Genomic DNA, 17,885 nt, shown 5'->3' with positions numbered 1-17,885 from the left:
CCGTCGGATGCGCACTCCTACCTTTGGTGAGGTCGAGGCGGCCGCCGACCGTATTGCCGGTATAGTGCGGCCCTTGACCATCGCGCCGATGGGCAGGCAATCGGATGACGAGCAGGCGGCCGGCTCCCTCCGGCCGTCGACCGAGACGGGCGGCGCCGAGATTTTCCTGGGACTCGAATTCCTGCAGCACACTGGATCTTTCAAGGCTCGCGGCGCGGCCAACCTGATGGCGGGACTGATCGAAAACGGGACCATGCCGGATGCCGGTATCGTGTCCGCTACCGGCGCCAATGCTGATATCGGATTCGCTTGGGCGGCAAGGGTATTCGACGTGCCGGCGACGGTCTTCCTGGCCGGTTCAACGCGTCGGGCCAAGGTGGCGCGGCTGCGTGCTTTGGGCGCTGAGGTTCGGTTGTCAGGCGAAACGCAGGACCACGCAAGGGAATCCGCCCACGAGTTCATGGCCGGCACCGGTGCGATCGACGCCTACACCTACGACGACACCCTGACCTCGGCTGGCGCTGGCACCATTCTGCTCGAATTCGTTGACGCGGTTGCTGGGTTGGACACAATCGTCCTCGCGGTTGGCGCGGGCGGCATGTTCTCCGGAATCGCCGCGGTCGCCGACCATTTCGGCATTCGGGTGGTCGGCACGGAACCCGATGGCAGCCGGGCGCTCAATGCCGCATTGGCTGCCGATACGGTGCTCGACGTGGACGTGGATTCCATCGCGGCCGATTCTCTCGGCGCGCCAAGGGTTTCCGCTGCCGCGCTGGCCTGGGCCAAGGCCACAGACGTGCGCTCGGTAGTCGTCGACGACGAAGCGATCGTACGGGCGCGGCGGCAGCTGTGGGAGCGGTATCGACTCGTCGTCGAACACGGCTCGGCGACCGGCTTGGCGGCGCTGGCAACCCGGGCATACCAGCCACGCGACGGTGAACGAATCGGTGTCGTGCTGTGTGGAGCCAATACCGATCCCAGCGACCTAGTCGGCTGATCGATCCGTCGCGGGCCCCGGCGAGCGAGCAGGTCGGACCGGAAGTTCTCATCCCCTAGCCCTGGAATGCCCTTCGCGTAGTGGGCTATCGGGCTCGGATCGGGTCCGATTTCTTCCAGCCGTTGATGGATTTCACGGTGGTGGCGATGGTCGCGGGGGTGGCGGTGGTGTCGTAGGGGGTGAATTGTTCCAGGGAGCCCCAGTCTCGGGTCCAGTTGTGGCCGAGGTAGGTGGGGATGGTCTGGGATTTCAGGAGTAGACCGGTCCAGCCGAGGGGGCCGCCGCCGATATCGTCCTGCCAGGCGTTGGAGGCATCGGAGCCGACGCGGTCGGGCAGGATCCGCCACTTGGGGACCTCGGCGACGCCGTCGTGGTGGTCGAACGGGCGCTGGCAGGGGAATGCCAGGCCGACGTGCCAATCCAGCAGGACCGGAGCGGTTTCGCCGACAACGGAATTCAGCGTGGCCAGATGCGGCAGCCGGGGCGGGGTGATGGCCAACCACTGCTTCTGGGTGATGTCGTTGTCGACCGCGACCAAACGCACCGCATTCACTCCGGCGGGCAACTTGTCCAGTGGCACACGGAGATTGCGCCAGGACGGTGCGGGGCCGATATCGAGCGGATCCACCGAACCGAGCGTCTGCACCTCGCCGTCCGCTGCGCGCACGCCGTACTCCAGGTGCAGCTCCTGCCCGTAGGTGAGCACACCGTCGGCGTCGACCGAGCGGATCCGGCCCGCCGCGGTAATGGCGAGCACCTGGTAGGCCGGATCATTGCGCATGCTGTCGGTCAGATCGAGGCGGTACCACTGCGAGGTGAGTTCGGCCTGCTGCTGATCGGCCCCCTCCTGGTAGCTGCCCATGATCGGGGTTCGTGCCGAATCCAGGCCGAACGGCAATGACACTGTGCTGCCGTTGATTCCGGCCTGCTGACTGCTGCCGCCGCCGGTGCCCGCACCGGTTGTATTGGTGGTCTTGTTCTTCGAATCCTTGTTCACCGAATTCGCACCGCCGGTGACCGTTTCCTCGGCATCGGCGGTGAGGTCGGCGGCCACGCCGTTGGGCGTGAATCCCTTCGATTCCGCGGACAATCCGTCGGCGGGGGAGCCGGTGTAGGGAAGCAGCAGCGAATTCGCGGTATCGGTCTCCACCAGCACCTCGTTGGCGAGTGCACAGGTATTGCCGCTCAGCGATTCGAGATTCGACTTGGCGATCGAGTACGCCGGGTACTGCGTGACCGCCGCCTTGGCCAGCGACGCCACCTCGAACAGCACGAGTAGCGCCGCCGCGATCGTCAACGGCGCGGAGGCGTAACGCTCGAAATGGCGTGGCGCATCGGTCTTCTCGCGGTACGGCTCGCGATAGTGCAGCCACACCGCGACGATCAGCGCCACTCCGCTGAGCCCGAGGAACAGCGTGGACAGGCCCTTACCCGCGACCAGCGGCGCCTTGTCCCACCACGGCACACCGTAACTGGATACGTACCACCAACCATTGGATCCGGTGAACGTGATCGCCAGCAGGAACAGCACGGCCGCCGCGAACAGTGCCCGGTTGCGTGGCGAGCGAATCCCATTGGTGCCCACCGCAACCGCCGCCAGCGCCGCCAGCGACCCGGCCAGCCCGGCGTAAACACCGAAGTGGTGGGTCCATTTGGTCGGCGTGAACATCATCAGCAGCAGTGAGGCGAAGACGATGCCCAGAATCCGCACCGACGGTCCACGCGAGGTCCCCGGGATCCGCCCCTTGCGCAGCACCTGCAGCACACACACCAGCAGGCACAGCAGCATGACCAGCACACCGAACCGCCGCGCCAGCGACCCGTCAGGCGAGAGCATCAGCAGCGAATCCCACCGCGTCCGCTCGTCGAACCAGGCCACATTCGGCCCGACGAGGGTGCGCACCCGGGTGGCTTCCATGACCGTCGCCAGCGTCTGATCGGCGAAAACCACGATCAGCACGAGAGTTCCCGCGGCTAGCCCAGGTGCCAGCAGCGCCGCATAACGGAAGACAGTGGCCAGGCGCGACGTACTGTGGTCTCGCTGAAGAGCGACGGCCGTCTGTTGCTCGGCATCCGATCCGCCTTCGCTCCCAACCGAATTCGCGCTGCTTGCGGAAACCGGCTGGGGCCGGTGCCCGGCGCGCTCAGCATCCGGTGCCGCCAGCGTGCCCGCCGCATCACGCGCCCGCCGAATAATGATCTGCAGCACCGGCCGCGAACCCGCGATCAGCGCCGCCACGCAGATCAACCCTGTGGGACCGGCAGCCAGCGAGAACGCGGCGATCAGCACACCGACCGCGGCGGGCAGCAGCCGTCCGGTCGCGATGGCCCGTTCGATCGAGCACCAGGTCAGCAGCGCACCCGCGGCGATAAGCGGTTCGGGCCGCAACCCGTTGTCATAGGGCAGCCAGAAGGCGAGGAAGACCAGACCGGCCGTCCACAGTGCCACCCTGTGCCTGCGCACCCGCGCGCCCAAGCGCGGCAGCACCTCTCGGCTGATCACCATCCAGCACACGATTCCGGCGGCCAGTGTGGGAAGCCGCATCCATGGGCTGGCGTCGGAGACCTTGGTCATCCAGGCGAGCACCTCGTAGGACCAGCCGAACGGCGCCTCGGGCACCGCGAACCAACGGTAGTAGTTGGCCATGTACCCGGAATGCTCCGAGACGCGAGCCATATTCAGGATGTAGCCGTCGTCGGAGGTATTCGCGCCGATGAAATGCCACAGCACCAGGATGCCGAGTATCGCCGCATCGGCGAGGGTGAACCGCCACCAATGCGCGGGCAGGAACCGGCGCGCCCGGCGACCGTCGGCATTGTCGAGCAGGTGCAATGCGACCAGCGCGATGATCGTGCAGATCGCCGCGACGATCATCGCACCGAGCTTCAGCGCGGACGGAGTCGAGGAGAAGCGGGAATCGATATCGGCGTGCAGCTTCGCGCCGTCGAGCTTCGTGGCATCCAGATCGGTGTAGACGCCGACCACCTGCGGGCGGATATCGCGGGTGATGGTGTTGCGGAAGGGCGTACCGTCCTGCCGCTTCGCACCGACGAATTCGACCGACGTCGCGGCCGCCGTCGTACTGATGGTGACGGACTCGCACCCGGTGATTTCCGCGACCGGCGCGGACAGCAGCGGCACATCACGCTGCAGCACCGCGAGCGTGCCGTCGGTGATCGAGACGATCAGTCCCTTCGCGCTGGCCTGACTCGAGGCGTGCGGAATGGTCGACAGCACCGTGCCTGATCCCGCCGCGGTCAAAACCGAGCACGGCAGCGTCGCATCCAGTCGCAGCGGCACATAGGAAACCAGCGGCGCTTCGACACTTGCACTGCCCGCCTGGGGCCAGTCGAGCGCGGCCTGATCCTGTTTCACCGGAAGCAACGGCGTCAACAGTGCCAATACGAATCCGAGCAACCCGGAGACGAGGGCGATCAGGCGGTTGCGGGTGAACGCTGCAGAAGTTCGGTCCGGTCGCACGAGGGACCATGCTAGCCACCCGCATCGGTGACGCTCGCCACCGAGATGATCCACGGTGCTACCGCAGCGGCCGGACGTCCCAGAGCCACACGTCATCGACCTGGCGCGGCGCCATATCGAGCAGTTGCGTCACGGTGGTACGTAGCGCCTCGGAGTTCTTGGTCGCGGGCAGGACCACCACGTCGGCCTGCCAGAAGCGCAGATCGTCGAGTGCCTGCGCGCGGGTGTCGGCGTCGATGGGTGGGACGACACCGGTGTCCAGTGCACCGACGAGCAGGGCGGTGGTCGGGCGGAAGTCCGGTCCGTAGATGCCCTTCTTGTTCGCGCCGGTGGGGCCGACGAAATAGCCTCCGGCGAGCGGGAAATCGAAACCGGCGTCGGCCTGCCAGCGCAAGGCCACCGCCCCGGCGGGGCGCGGCGGCGGCACCAGAACCACCGAACCGCCGCTCACGTACTGCTTTACCGTCCCCTCGGCGAAGAATTCCGGCGTCGGCGCGCGCTCGACCACCGGAAGGACAGTCGGAATAAGCGGAACCAGGGCCAGGGCGAGTGTCGGGAACCAGGCGAGCGGGCGCCAGTCGACCGGCGACTGCCGCCACCAGGTGACCGCCCGCTGGGTCGCCAAGGCCAGCACCGCCGCGATGGCCGGAATCGCGGCCATGGTCAGCCGGGTCTCCAGCACGGTATTGAGCAGCGGGATCTTTTCGGCCCAGCGCCAAGGCAATTCGATCCCGGTCGACTGCTTGCCGAACATGGCCACCGCACCCAGCGACAGCACCCCGAAGACCACCATCACCGCGGCCGCGGCGCGGACCACCCGATCGCGCCACAGCAGTGCCACCGTGACGAGCAGCAACAGCAGCAGTGGCCAGCCGAAATAGGCGTTCTGCTCGGTGTCGTTGATGGCCACGTACTGGCCGGGCGCGAACATGCCGCCGAGTGATTCGGCGGGGAACTGCACGATGGCCTTCAGGTCGTTGCCCATCGGCCCGTGGTCGATCGAGCGATAACTCTGCGGTCCGAAGAACTGCCACCACAGCGGAATTTCGGTGAGCATCAAGGTGATCACCGCCGCCGATCCGACGGTCGGGGCGAGCGCCCGCACAACCTGCCAGCCGGCGCGCGGGGTGCGCAGGTAGTACACGACACCGAATAGTCCGAAGGCGAGCGCGAAGATCAGCAGCGGTTCCTCGCCGAGCGCGATCTGCGTCGCTACCAGCAGGGCAAGTGCGACGGCATCGCGAACTCGCCTGCGCGGCCCGGTCGTATCCGCAGCTGTCGCACGTCGCGCGATGCGGATCAACAGCAGTGCGATGACCGGAAGCAGGGCCAGCAGCACGAAATTCGGGTGGGCGTTGGCATGGGAGATCATCGCGGGCGCGAAACCGCAGAACAGGCCGCCGATCCCGGCGGCCAGCCGAGACTGCACCAATTCCCGGGAGAACAGCCAGTACCAGGCGAACGCGGTGGAGGCCAAGCCGAGGGTGAGGACGAGCACGAAGGTGACGGTCGGACCGAACAGCAGGGTGACCGGTGTCAACGGCACCCCGACCCCGAACATGGCCGTATTGGCCATCATGTTCACCCCGGCCGGGAAGTTCTGCAGATTCGTGCCGAGCGGATTGTGTAGATGTGCCACCGAATGCGCGGTGACCGCGAAGAACCACTCCCACATGGTCTGGTCCTGACCGCTCTTGATCAGGTACCCGCTGTGTGTATCGCGCCACTGTCCCGATAGCACCGTGACGGCCGATGCGAGATAGGTCACCGAGGCGACCAGATCACTCCGGTTGACCCGAATCCGTCTCCGCTTGGCGGTGCGCTGCTCGGGTCTGGCCTCGCCAGCCGGTGTCGATCCCCTTGTGACGACGCCTACTGCCGGTGGTGCCTCGACCCGCAAAACAAACTTCTCCCAGTCAATGGTCAGTCAGATCAGCGATCCACCGTAACCGAATTCCCTGTGAACTGCCCCGCCTCTCCCGTGCCTTCAGACCCGGACTCGAGTGCCATTGGCGGCTGCCGGTCAGGGGCTGGCTGGGTTAGCCGGTACCCGACGAAGTTACCCATATCCTCGCGAAATCATGCGTCGAGCGAGCACACCGGCCGCGCCGATGAGTCGGGGGACGGAGTCAGCGATTGACGACGACCAAGGTGAAGGGGCCGATATTGGTCGTGGTGAAGTGCGGGTCCGCGAAGAGCTCCTTGGGGAAGCTCACGGTGTAACGCTTCACATTGGGGTCGTTCGGGTAGACGTCCTTGGCCAGGCGCAGGGTGTAGGCGTCGTCGCTGCTGCGGAAGAGGAAGGCGTCCGGTGCGCGCCACGGGCTCTTGCCGAGTGCGTCCACCAGGGCGGCGGAGGAGTTCAGCTTGCTCCACGACTCGATGGTGGCGGCGCGGCCCGCGAAATCGGCCAAGGGGTTCGCATAGTGCGAGGTGAGCGCCTGGAAGCCGTAGTACGGGTAGAAGGACAGGAAGCTGGTGTCGGCCGTGAGGACCACTGAATCCGAGCGGGGGCGGCCGGTCTGTGCGAGTAGTGCCGCATCGATTTCGCGGTAGTACGACGCCGCGCCTGGTGCGCGCTTGTCGGCGCGCTCACCGTTGGTATCGGTATCGGTATAGGCGGTGGTGATCTCCGGCTTCAGCACCTGTGGAATGTCCTGAGTGAACGCGAGCGCGCCGACTGTGGCGACCACCACAACGGCGAACTTGAATCGCCCCGGCTCATTGAATGCCTGGTAGGCCGCCCGCGCACCCTCGACGAAGCCGAATGCTCCGGCTGCCGCCAGCAGCACTTCGAGCACGGGCGTCAACCGGAAGGAGAGCAGGGTCGTACCCGCCGCGGTCGCCGTCATCGACAGCAGACACCACAGGTAGATCGCCACCACGCCGATCCCGAGCGCCTGCGCCCGCCGCGACGACGCCACCCGCAGCACCAGCCACACCGTCCCGAGCAGGAAGAACGCCCCGGAAAGCGAGAACTCCGCCATCGGCAACGGCAATTGCGCCCCGCCTTCGGGCAGATAGTGGAATGCCGTCCCCGAACTCGGCATCGTCCCGCTGAGCATCTTCAATACGAACGGCAGCCAGACGACCAGTGCCACCAGGCCCGCGATCGCCGCGATGACAACCAGCCGAACCAGCGGCGGCACAACCGCCCGCCACACCGCACCCGCCCCGCCGCGTTGCGCTCGGTTCGCCACCCGCTGTGCCCGCACCGCGAGCCCCGCCGAAAGCAGCCCCATCAGCGCGACAGCGAATGCCGCCACCGCGAAATACAACGTGTAGAACGACGCCGCCATCCCAAGGAACAGTCCGGCCCCGATAACCGCGCCCCAGCCCCCTGCCGTTTCGGCTCCGCTGGCCGCAGCGGTGCCGACTGCCGCCGCGCCGCCGCCCGCTGCGGCTTCGTCACCAGAGGCGACGGCAGGGCCTGAGGTGGCGGCAGCGCCCGAGGTGGTGGCATTGGCTGAATTGGCGGCATCTGAGGTAGCGGTGCCGACTGCCGCACCACTGTCCGCTCCGCTGGCGCCAGCTGAGGCTGCTGCATCCCCTGACGCGCCAGCTCCGCTCGATGCCGCAGTACCCGCGGAAGTAGCCGACCGCTCGAGCGGCCGGTACAGCGCACCCCACGCGAGAATCAACGCGGGCGGCAGCAGCAGCACGATAACCGCGCTGTAGGCCTCCGGCGCGGCATAGGCCACCGTCACCGCGGTCGTCGCGGCACTGACCCCGATCGCCCAGTCGGGGCGAATCAGCTTGGACCACAATACGAGTGCGATAACCGCGACCACCGTGAGCGACCCGATGGCGTACGGCTTGAACGCCTCCCAGCCGTCCATCCCGAGCACATTCGCCACCCGACCGCCGATCCAGAACCAGCCGGCTGGATAGAACGGCGGCAGGTCGGCGTAGGTCATATCGTGCAGCGCAGCGCTATCGGTGAGCCGTGTCAGATATTCGGTGCGGAACTCCTGATCCACCGAAACGCCGAACAGGTACAGCTTGGTCGCCGCCAGCGGCATCCCCAACGTCACCGTGACGAACGTTGAAATCCCGATCCAGGACAGCAGTTTCGCCAGCCACGGCCACCGCCGCGTCCGCACCAGCCAGATCGCCACGCCGAGCAGCACGGCGGCCCCGACCTGTCCGACCGTGGTCAACGACCTCGTCACATTGGACGAGTTGAATGCGGGCCACTGCACCATCGAAAACGCCACCAGCCCAACGGCAGCCACCACGGCCGCGACCGCTGCGGCCAGCACCGCTTCGCCCACCCCGGAGCCGATATGCCGGATCAATAGGGTTCCCCGTCCGCGCGTCGGCACCGACTCCCCGGAGCGCTCTGTCATTACGGTGCTCAACGGAGTCCTCCATCTTCGATGCGGTGCGCCGGGTCTGCGGCCAGTCGGGCGATGCCGAAGCCCAGCGATGCGCGGTCCGCGACACCTGTCGTGCCGACGCCGCCCGGCCGTCGGCAAAGCCTCGCACGGCGCTGATCGCCGGGGATCCGGCGGCGAGTTGTCCGCAGGTAGTCGCTCACTCGCACCAAGCCTCCGTATCCAGGTCGACCATGATCAGCTCGGCTCCGAACCTGCCACGTCGTCCGCCTGCGCAGGAGCAGGGCCGAACTTCGGGGGTCGCGGATGGGCCGCATCAGTTCGGCGTCATGCCGTGGAGCCGGGTCGATGGTATCGACCGGATCGCATCGCGGATATGAACGAGCCGCACTCGTGCCGCGCAACGGGACGCGGTCGACGAAGTGCGGCTCGGGGAAATCAGATGGGCAGCTTGCGGAAGATCGGGCGCGGGATGTGGCGCAGGATCATCATCACGAAGCGGAAGGTACCGGGCGCCCAGACGAGCTCCTTGCCCCGCTGCGACGCCGAAACCGCCAGCGCCGCGATATCTTCCTTATTGACGGTGAGCGGAGCCTCTTTGACGTGCGCGGAGAACCTGGTCCGCACCATGCCCGGCCGGATCACCAGCACGCGCGGGCCGTACGGGCGCAGTGCCTCGCCGAGTCCGAGGTAGAAGCCGTCCAACCCGGCCTTGGTGGAGCCGTAGACGAAGTTCGAGCGACGCACCCGCTCACCGGCCACCGAGGACATCGCGATGATCCGCCCGAAGCCCTGCTTCTTCATCTTCTCGCCGACCAGCACACCGACCGAAACCGCCGCGGTGTAATTGATTCCGGCGACCTGCACGGCCTTGCGCTGGTTCTGCCACAGCTCTTCCGGATCGCCGTCCAGGGCGAACGCGACGATGGCGACATCCACATCGCCGCCTTCCCATGCCGCGTCGATCACCTTCGGATGGCTCTCGGTATCGAGTGCGTCGAAGTCGATGACATCGACCTGCGTCGCACCGGCCGCCTTCAGTTCGGAGACGGCGTCCTCGCGCAGCGGATCACCGGGCAGTGCGGCCAGGATGATGCGCGCCGGACTTTTGCGCAGGTACTCGGCGCAGATCGCCAAACCGATCTCCGAGGTACCGCCCAGCAGCAGGATGGTCTGCGGGTTGCCTACGGCATTAATCACTGGAGCTCCAGCCTTCTCGCCATATCGGACATGAAAACGCCTGTGGGATCGACGCTCCGGCGGATCTTGATCCACTCGTCGATCCGCGGGTACATCTGGTGGAAGGTCTCCGCGGTGGTGCGTGAATCCTTCGCGGTGTACAGCCGCCCGCCGAACTCCATGACGCGGCGGTCCAGCTCGCTCACCAACTCGTTCAGACCCGGCTTGATCGGGAAGTCGACGCAGATGTTCCAGCCCGGCATCGGGAAGCTCAGCGGTGCCGGGTTACCCGGTCCGAACAGCTTGAAAACGTTCAGCGCCGAGTAGTGCCCCGAGGCCTGGATATCGATGATGATCCGCTTGAACTCCTCGACTGCCTCGGTCGGCACCACGAACTGGTACTGCAGGAATCCGTTGGAACCGTAGCCGCGGTTCCACTCCGCGATCATGTCGAGCGGGTGGTAGAACTGCGTCAGATTCTGCACCTTGCCGATGTAGTTGCCGCCCATGGCGTAGTACGCCTCGCCGATGGCCTGGAGCGTGAACTTGTTCATGGTCCAGTTCGGGAAGATATCGGGCACCGTCATCAGTTGCGGCGCATCGAATTTCAGCGGCTTTTTACGCAGGCGCTTGGGTAGTTCGTCGACCTTGGCGAGGCGGCCGCGGGTGATGGTGGCCCGGCCGAGCTTCGGCAGCGGACTGATCACGTCGAACCACGCGCTCGAGTAGGTGTAGTTGGCCTCGCTGCCGTCGCTGTGCGCGGCGATGGTCTCGTCGAGCGTGGTGGTCTTCACGCCGTCGTTGAGGAAGTACGCCGTCTCGGTCGGCACCATCTCGATGGTCGCGCGCAGGATGATGCCGGTGAGTCCGTTGCCCCCGACGGTCGCCCAGAACAGCTTGGCATTGCGCTTGGGCGTGATGTGCTGCACCTGGCCATCGGCGGTGAGCAGCTCGATCGAGCGTACGTGGTTGCCGAAGCTGCCTTCGCTGTGATGGTTCTTACCGTGGATATCGGAGGCGATGGCGCCGCCGATCGTCACCTGACGTGTACCAGGTAGCACCGGGACCCACAGACCGAACGGCAGCGCGGCCTTCATGAGCTGGTCCAGGCTGACGCCGCCGTCCACATCGACGATCCGGGTATCCCGGTCGATCCGGTGGATATTGTTCAGCGCCGTCATATCGACGACGAGGCCGCCCGCGTTCTGCGCGTGATCGCCATAGGAGCGGCCGAGCCCGCGCGCGATGATGCCGCGACGCAGGTGGGCCGGCTTGGAGTCGTTGTCCTCGGCGACCATGGCGACGGCCTTGGCGATCAGTTCGGGATCGCTCGTCGAGAGCACTTCGGAAGATGTTGGTGCGGTGCGACCCCACCCGGTCAATGCCTTGGTCTGCGTCGGCAGCGCATAGGTGCCGTCGGTGACATTGCCGGAGTTACCGGTTGTGGTGGCGGTCGGAGCTTTCGTGGACATCGGCATAGAGGCTACATGCATGAGCCGATATCCGGTCGGCGTCGCCGTACTCACCGGTATGTGAGGTCCGACAACGGTCGCGTTCCCCCGGACAAACGTCCAATCGGTGCTCGGCCCGCGTGTCCCGCGGCATCCCGTTACGCTCGTCGGCGTGCAAGCCGAACCCCACCTCCCGCTCCCGGCCGAACTGCCCTTGGTCGACGAGCCGGCAGGAACTGACGTCGACCTGAAGACGCAGATCGTCCGCTTCACCCTCACCGGCGGCCTGTCGGCCATCGTCGACTACGGGATCTACAGCTTCCTGTTGAACCTCATCGGCCTGCCGGTCAGCGTCGCGAAATCGATCAGCTTCATCGCGGGCACCACCACCGCCTACCTGATCAATCGCCGCTGGACCTTCCAGGCGCCCCCGAGCCGCGCCCGCTTCATCGCCGTGGTGCTCCTGTACGCCGTCACCTTCGCCGTCCAGGTCGGCATCAACGCCGTGCTCTACGCCACGCTCCCCGGCGACTGGTGGCGTCAGCCCCTCGCCTTCGTCATCGCCCAGGGCACCGCCACGGTCATCAACTTCGTCGTGCAACGCCTGGTCATCTTCAAACTCCACTAAAGCTGCGGCCTGCCGCAGCTCATCAGCCCTCGACCGCGGACGAACCGTCAGCGAATCACCGCGGCACCAAGTCCGCCCGCGCCGCCTTCGCCCCGAAGTAGTCGCCACCCTTCGCCCGGATGTTGTCCGTCCCCCACTCCCGCTGCTCGCGCGCCGCGGGGGCCAGATGCGGGATGTGTTTGCGGCAGTGGATGTAGGCCTCTTCCACATCGACCACCACCCAATGCTGCGCGGCTCGCCCCTTGAGGTTCTCGGGTAGTTCGGGGACATTGCGGCGCAGCGCGGTGTCGTCGACGATTCGTGCCGAACCGTTGATGTGCAGTCCGATCAGGTCCTGGACGAAATCGATTAGCAGGATGCCTACGTGCGGGTTCTCCAAGATGTTGCCGAGGCTGGCGTGCACGCCGTTGCCGCGGTATTCCGGATAGGCAAGAGTGCGTTCGTCGATCACATGCAGAAAGCCGGGCAGGCCGGCGCGGAAGCTTGCGTCGCATTCGCCGTGTTTGTCCGCGGTGGCGATGAACGCCATATCCATCCTGGCGATGAATTCGATCATCGTCGGGTTCAGTTGATCGAGTACTTGATCTTGGTAGAAGCGTTCGGCGCGGTCCCGCGTGCCGTACCTGTCCTGTAGTTCCTGCTCACCGTCACTGCCACAACGTGTACCGGGCATGGCGCCCCCTCTGGTAGCTGGAATCCGGCACACCGCAACGGGTTCGACGCTGAGCCCGCGACTAAACCGAAATCCTGTCCATTTTAGTCTGGCAACACAGCAAAAATCCATGTTGAGAATGCACTGAATCTATAATTAGCGCAAGGGTTTCCACGGGTTAGCTGAAATCCGACCGGCCGGAATTCTTTAGTTCGCGACCGGTCAGATCGAGCACAGCTCAGGCAGGCGTCAGGGTCACCGGAACGCCGTTGAAGACCGCATTTCCGGACGGCACATCCACCACCGAATCATCGGTCAGCACATTGGCATTCACCCCGGCATGCGCCCGGGCCACCGTCTGCGTGCTGTCGGTATGTCCCCAACCGTGCGGCAAGCTGACCACCCCCGGCATGATCGCCTCGGTCGGCTCCAGCGGTACCGTCAGCGTCCCCGCGGCGGACTTCACCACGGCGGTATCGCCGAGCCCCAACCGCGCCACATCCGCCGGATTGATATGCAGCGTGCAGGTATTCGAACCGCTGACCAGTGTCGGGATATTGTGCATCCAACTGTTGTTGGATCGCAGTTGCCGCCGGCCGATCAACACTACATCCGGCGCCGCATCGGCGAGCCGGGCCCGCAGCCGCGCGACATCGTCGAGCAGCGGCTGCGGCGCCAATTCCACCTGCTTGGACGCCGTCCGCAGCACACCGGGCAGGCGCGGTTGCAGCGGTCCGAGATCGACACCATGTGGATTGTCCAGCAGCACCTGCAGATTCAGCGTGCGGTATTGATCTCGGTGTTCCCGGGGCCCTTCGTGGTCACGCAGGCTACCGTCTCCGGGGCCGTCGCTCGCACCGGCATTCCACTCGCCATACGGTCCGAGCCGCAGCATCAGATCGATGCGCTGCTCGGTGCTGTTGGACCCGATGAGTTCGGGCCGCCGCTCCGGTATACCCGCCTTGTGCAGCATGCCCGCGATGATCAGTTCATCGACGCCGCTCAGCGCTTCCGGTCCGGCGGGCTTACCGGTGAGCGCCGCACCGAGCCTGGCCAGGATCTCCGACTCCGAAGGCCGGTCGCCGAGTGGGACCAGCGGCCGCGAGTACCGCGCGTAATTGCGAACCGCGAACTGCAGCAACGCGAAGTCGTAATGCGGCGATTGCGTCGGCCGCGGTGGCGGCAGGATCACATCCGCGTGCCGGGTGGTCTCGTTCAGATACCGGTCCACACTCACCATGAAGTCCAACTGCGCGAAGGCCGTATCCAACCGGACCCCACTCGGCGCGGACAGCACCGGATTACCCGCGACGGTCACCAGCGCGCGCACCTGCCCCGCCCCCGGTGTGGTGATCTCATCGGCCAGGGTGGCCACCGGCAGTTCGCCCATTGCCTCGGGCAGCTCGCGCACCCGGCTGGCCCAGCGTCCCGTCCGGAACGGCTTGGTGCGTGGGATACCACCCGCCGCAGCCTTGGCGAACATGGCACCGCCGGGTGAGTCCAGGTTGCCGGTCAGGACATTGAGCACCTCGACCAACCACTGGGTCAGCGTGCCGAATTCGGCGGTGCAGGTGCCGATGCGCGCATATACCGCCGCGGTCGGCGCCGCCGCCAACTCCTGCGCGATCCGGATAACCGTCTCGGCGGGAATTCCGGTCCGAGCCGAAACCACCTCGGGCGTGAAATCCGCGGCGGCCGCACGAACTTCGTCGAGACCCGCGACATCCAGCCGAATATCTGTCAGACCTTGTTCGAACAACGTATGCACGACACCGAACAACAGATAAGCATCGCTGCCCGGCCGGATGAACAGATGCTCATCGGCGAGCTTCGCGGTCCGCGTTTCCCGCGGATCGACCACAACGAATTTGCCGCCGCGCTTGCGCAGCGCCTTCAACCGGCCCGGGAAATCCGGTGCGGTGCACAGCGATCCGTTGGACTCCAGCGGATTCGCCCCCAACATCAGCAGATAATCGGTGCGATCCAGATCCGGCACCGGCACGGTCAGCGGATCGCCGAACATCAACCCGCTCGCCACCTGTTTGGGCATTTGATCGGCGGTACTCGCCGAAAACAGATTCTTGGTGGCGAGGGCGCGAACCAGCACCGGCACATACAGCGCTCCGGCGACCGTATGCGCGTTCGGGTTGCCGAGATACAGTGCCGCCGACTGATTTCCGTGTTCGGCCACGATCGCCGGAAAACGTGCGGCGATGAGATCGAATGCCTCGGTCCAAGAGGCGCAGCGCCAGGTATCGGTGGACCGGTCGCGGATCATCGGTTCGGTCAGCCGGTCCGGATCCTCGTCGAGATGCCCGAAGCTGGCCCCCTTGGGGCAGATGAATCCCTTGCTGAACGGATCCTGTCGATCCCCACGAACCGAGGTCACATGGTCGTTCGAGTCGAGGGTGATCTCGAGTCCGCAGACCGCCTCGCATAGCGGGCAGGTCCGCAACAGCGTCCGGGAGTCTTCAGTGAGCTGCGCCATAACCCCCATCATCGCGCGCGATGGATCTGCGCGCATGAGGAAACAACAATGACCGGTAACTTCCCGCGTCAGCCGGAACACGAAAGACCGGTATCCACTCCTACGGATACCGGTCTTCAGTCGGTCAGGGCAGTGCGGACCCCGCCCGGTTAAGTGGACGAGCTCAGCAGGCGACGGTATTGACGGTCGTGCGACGCGAGAGCGCCGAGCGAACCGCCGCGCCGATCGCGACTACCGGCGGGATCCAGCGCGCCTCGCCGGGAGCCACGCCCCAGCAAGCCTCGCCGGTGGTGAGCTGGGTGGGCGGCAGCGGGATGCCGTCACCGTCGGTGTAGACGGTGACTCCCGCCTCGCGCAGTGCCTCCAGCGCCATCGCGGCCTTGCGCAGGCCGGTGACCAAGTGGATCTCGCGACGCTCGGCGCCGGGAATCTCGATAACCGGACCGGTCAGGTTGTTCGCGCGCAGGAACCGGCGAACCTCGCCGGCCAGCTCACCGCTGATCTCGATACCCGACAGATCCTCGTCCGTGATCAGGCAGATTCCGTTGGTCGTTTCAGCGATCGTCCACCCGCGCTGGATGTAGTCCTGCGCCGCGGCAGTCATCTCTGCCGCCGATGCGGAAGTCGGAAACGTGGTGCGCACTGTCTTTCTCCATTCCCCGATAGATCTGGGTCCTGCATACGTGGGTGGTATCGGGACGGGGTGGGGTGGGCGTTACGGGTTGTACAAAAGATCTTGGTGACTGTCGGGTTCGTCTCACCCGGTAGTGATCGGCTATCACCGAGACACCCCTTTAATCGGCCGTGCCGGTGGCTCCGGGATCGGCCCCCGGGTCATGGCGGGCGCACGTGTTGTGTGAACCCACTCCTATTGGCCGGGCGTCGAATTGGGGGAAGGATCGCAATATGAGTGAGCATCGTGGTAGCGATTCGACGGGGAGCGGTCGGGCGACGGGTGGACACGCAGCATCACGAAGCGATTCGACCGGCGCGGCCGACGACGCCAATAGCGTCGACGCGCCGGCATCGGCAGGGTTCGAAACAGAATCACGCTGGATCGCCTGGAAAGAGACCGCGTCCAAACGGTTCTCGCGCCCGGCGGAGCCCGAACCGGCCGAACCCTTCGAAAGTCCCCGTGCCTGGACCGCCGATGCCGCCCGCGGCCTGCTCGACGTGCAGTTCCACCGTCCGGCGACCAGGACGCTACTGCCCCTTGCCTATATGCTCGGGCTTGCCTTCGCGATCGGCATCCCGATCGCACTGACGGTGCTGATGTGGCAGGTCTCCGCGGTGCTCGGCGTGCTGGCCGCGTTGATCGCCATACCGCTCGGCCTGACCATCGCGGCCGTCGTACGCCTGCTGCTCGAATTCCTGGAGAACGCGTCCAAACTGGCGACCAAGGTCGAGCACATCGCCGATCTCGCCGACGATCTGTTCCAGGCGCTCGCGGACGTCGCCGAGCCGGTCAACCAGCTCTCCGAAGACGTTCGTGCCGTGCAGTTCTGGCGTTTCCGCAAGCGCGGCGCACGCAAGTAGAACCGGGCTGAGTTGCCGGATCGCCGCCTGCGAGAACCTATTCGTCGCCGTTGCGCCTTTGGCGTGCCTGGGCCACTCGTCGTGGCCCGTGTCGGATTTACTGTGAAACAATGCTGTTCGGATATCGCGAGGGGGAACCATGGCTTTACCGCAGGGCACGACCGGCTCGACCATGCCGCGCAGACAACTCGGCCGACATCTGCGTGATCTGCGCAATCGGGCCAGGATGACCACTCGGATGGCGGCCCAGCAGCTCGAATGGTCCGAGGCCAAGATCTGGCGGATCGAAACCGGGCAGACCTCGCTGCGCAGCCTGGACGTCGAGGCCATGTGCAAGATCTACGGTGCGCCAACCGATCTCGTCGAACCGCTGACCGCACTGGCCAAGGAGACCAAGGCCAGGGGATGGTGGACCGGCTACAGCGATGTGATCGCCGAGGGGTTCGAGGTGTACATCGGTCTGGAGGAGGCCGCACACGCCCTGGCCACCTACGAGAACGAGCTGATCCCCGGACTGCTGCAGACCGAGGCATACACCCGCGCGCTACTGAAGTCCGCGCGCCCGGATGCGTCCGAGACCGAAATCGACCGGCGGGTACAGCTGCGTACGGCCAGGCAGGCGTTGCTCACGCGCAAGGATTCGCCACTGCATTTGGATGTGGTGATCAGCGAGTCGGTGCTGTGGCGGCGGGTCGGCGGCGTCGAGGTGACCGTCGAACAGCTGACGCACCTGCGGCGCATGTGCGACCTGCCGAATGTGCGAATCCAGTTGGTGCCCTCGGACTCCGGCTATCACGACGGCATGGATTCGGGTCCGTTCGTACTACTCGAATTCGCCGATACGCGGGCGGAACTGCGCGAGCCGCCGGTGGTCTATGTCGAGGCGTTCACCGGTCCGGTATATCTGGACAAGGATCACGAAATCGAGCGCTACCGAACGGCCTTCGCGAACATCAAGTCGATCGCGGTAGATGCGCGCGCAGGCATAGAGGAAGCGCGCGGCTCTGTTTAATGGCAGCGCCTTCGGCGCTGCGTGTTCGCGGCCCCCTGGTGTCTCGCGTCCGAGCCGTCGAGACTCGCGCCTGCGGCGCATGCCCCTAGACGGCTCGGCACCGCCTCGGGCCGCGAAACGGTCG

At 65.8% G+C, this 17,885-nt stretch carries 12 protein-coding genes; 4 read left to right on the top strand and 8 right to left on the bottom strand.

What is annotated here, in order from left to right; genetic code table 11:
• The first annotated feature begins 7 nt into the window (after window positions 1-7).
• Window positions 8-997 (top strand): pyridoxal-phosphate dependent enzyme, encoded by a 990-nt coding sequence (locus tag ACIBI6_RS28100; protein ID WP_396958346.1) that lies wholly within the window; start codon window positions 8-10, stop codon window positions 995-997.
• Between the two features lie 85 nt (window positions 998-1,082).
• Here ACIBI6_RS28100 and ACIBI6_RS28095 read toward each other — a convergent pair whose 3' ends face one another.
• From ACIBI6_RS28095 to ACIBI6_RS28075, 5 genes are all read right to left on the bottom strand, one after another.
• On the bottom strand, window positions 1,083-4,478 hold the full coding sequence (locus ACIBI6_RS28095) for an arabinosyltransferase domain-containing protein (protein ID WP_396958345.1): 3,396 nt from the start codon (window positions 4,476-4,478) through the stop codon (window positions 1,083-1,085).
• Window positions 4,479-4,536: 58 nt separating this feature from the next.
• Window positions 4,537-6,378, bottom strand: coding sequence for a glycosyl transferase (locus ACIBI6_RS28090; RefSeq protein ID WP_396958344.1), 1,842 nt, complete (start codon window positions 6,376-6,378; stop codon window positions 4,537-4,539).
• A 229-nt stretch (window positions 6,379-6,607) separates the two neighbouring features.
• A complete protein-coding gene (locus ACIBI6_RS28085) occupies window positions 6,608-8,827 on the bottom strand; it encodes an arabinofuranosyltransferase (RefSeq protein WP_364349562.1) in 2,220 nt (739 codons plus the stop codon).
• A 426-nt stretch (window positions 8,828-9,253) separates the two neighbouring features.
• Window positions 9,254-10,015, bottom strand: a complete 762-nt coding sequence (locus tag ACIBI6_RS28080) for a decaprenylphospho-beta-D-erythro-pentofuranosid-2-ulose 2-reductase (RefSeq protein ID WP_062980951.1) — start codon at window positions 10,013-10,015, stop codon at window positions 9,254-9,256.
• Window positions 10,012-11,466: an FAD-binding protein gene (locus ACIBI6_RS28075; protein WP_396958343.1), complete on the bottom strand. Its 1,455-nt coding sequence runs from the start codon at window positions 11,464-11,466 to the stop codon at window positions 10,012-10,014. The genes ACIBI6_RS28080 and ACIBI6_RS28075 overlap by 4 nt, the downstream gene beginning before the upstream one ends.
• A gap of 151 nt (window positions 11,467-11,617) precedes the next feature.
• Here ACIBI6_RS28075 and ACIBI6_RS28070 point away from each other — a divergent pair, with 151 nt between their 5' ends.
• A complete protein-coding gene (locus ACIBI6_RS28070; protein WP_364349530.1) occupies window positions 11,618-12,073 on the top strand; it encodes a GtrA family protein in 456 nt (151 codons plus the stop codon).
• 55 nt (window positions 12,074-12,128) lie between these two features.
• Here ACIBI6_RS28070 and ACIBI6_RS28065 read toward each other — a convergent pair whose 3' ends face one another.
• The 3 genes from ACIBI6_RS28065 to ACIBI6_RS28055 form a co-directional block, all read right to left on the bottom strand.
• Window positions 12,129-12,746: a pyridoxamine 5'-phosphate oxidase family protein gene (locus ACIBI6_RS28065; RefSeq protein WP_364349533.1), complete on the bottom strand. Its 618-nt coding sequence runs from the start codon at window positions 12,744-12,746 to the stop codon at window positions 12,129-12,131.
• A 217-nt stretch (window positions 12,747-12,963) separates the two neighbouring features.
• Window positions 12,964-15,213 carry a molybdopterin-dependent oxidoreductase gene (locus ACIBI6_RS28060; RefSeq protein WP_396958342.1) on the bottom strand — a complete coding sequence of 750 codons (2,250 nt, stop codon included), beginning with the start codon at window positions 15,211-15,213 and terminating at the stop codon, window positions 12,964-12,966.
• Between the two features lie 163 nt (window positions 15,214-15,376).
• Entirely contained in the window at window positions 15,377-15,856 is a 480-nt protein-coding gene (locus ACIBI6_RS28055) for a hypothetical protein (protein ID WP_364349539.1), read from the bottom strand.
• 263 nt (window positions 15,857-16,119) lie between these two features.
• Between ACIBI6_RS28055 and ACIBI6_RS28050 the strand changes: the two genes are divergently transcribed.
• Together ACIBI6_RS28050 and ACIBI6_RS28045 are read left to right on the top strand one after the other, a co-directional pair.
• The gene (locus tag ACIBI6_RS28050) at window positions 16,120-16,749 is read left to right on the top strand and encodes a DUF4282 domain-containing protein (protein WP_364349542.1); all 630 of its coding nucleotides are present in this window, start codon (window positions 16,120-16,122) and stop codon (window positions 16,747-16,749) included.
• A 139-nt stretch (window positions 16,750-16,888) separates the two neighbouring features.
• On the top strand, window positions 16,889-17,761 hold the full coding sequence (locus ACIBI6_RS28045; RefSeq protein ID WP_364349545.1) for a helix-turn-helix transcriptional regulator: 873 nt from the start codon (window positions 16,889-16,891) through the stop codon (window positions 17,759-17,761).
• Window positions 17,762-17,885 lie beyond the last annotated feature (124 nt).

It is taken from the genome of Nocardia sp. NPDC050412, assembly GCF_044458825.1.
In the GTDB taxonomy this organism is placed as follows: domain Bacteria; phylum Actinomycetota; class Actinomycetes; order Mycobacteriales; family Mycobacteriaceae; genus Nocardia.
The sequence above is the reverse complement of the archived record's forward strand: the minus strand, read 5'-3'. Positions and strand labels throughout refer to the sequence as shown.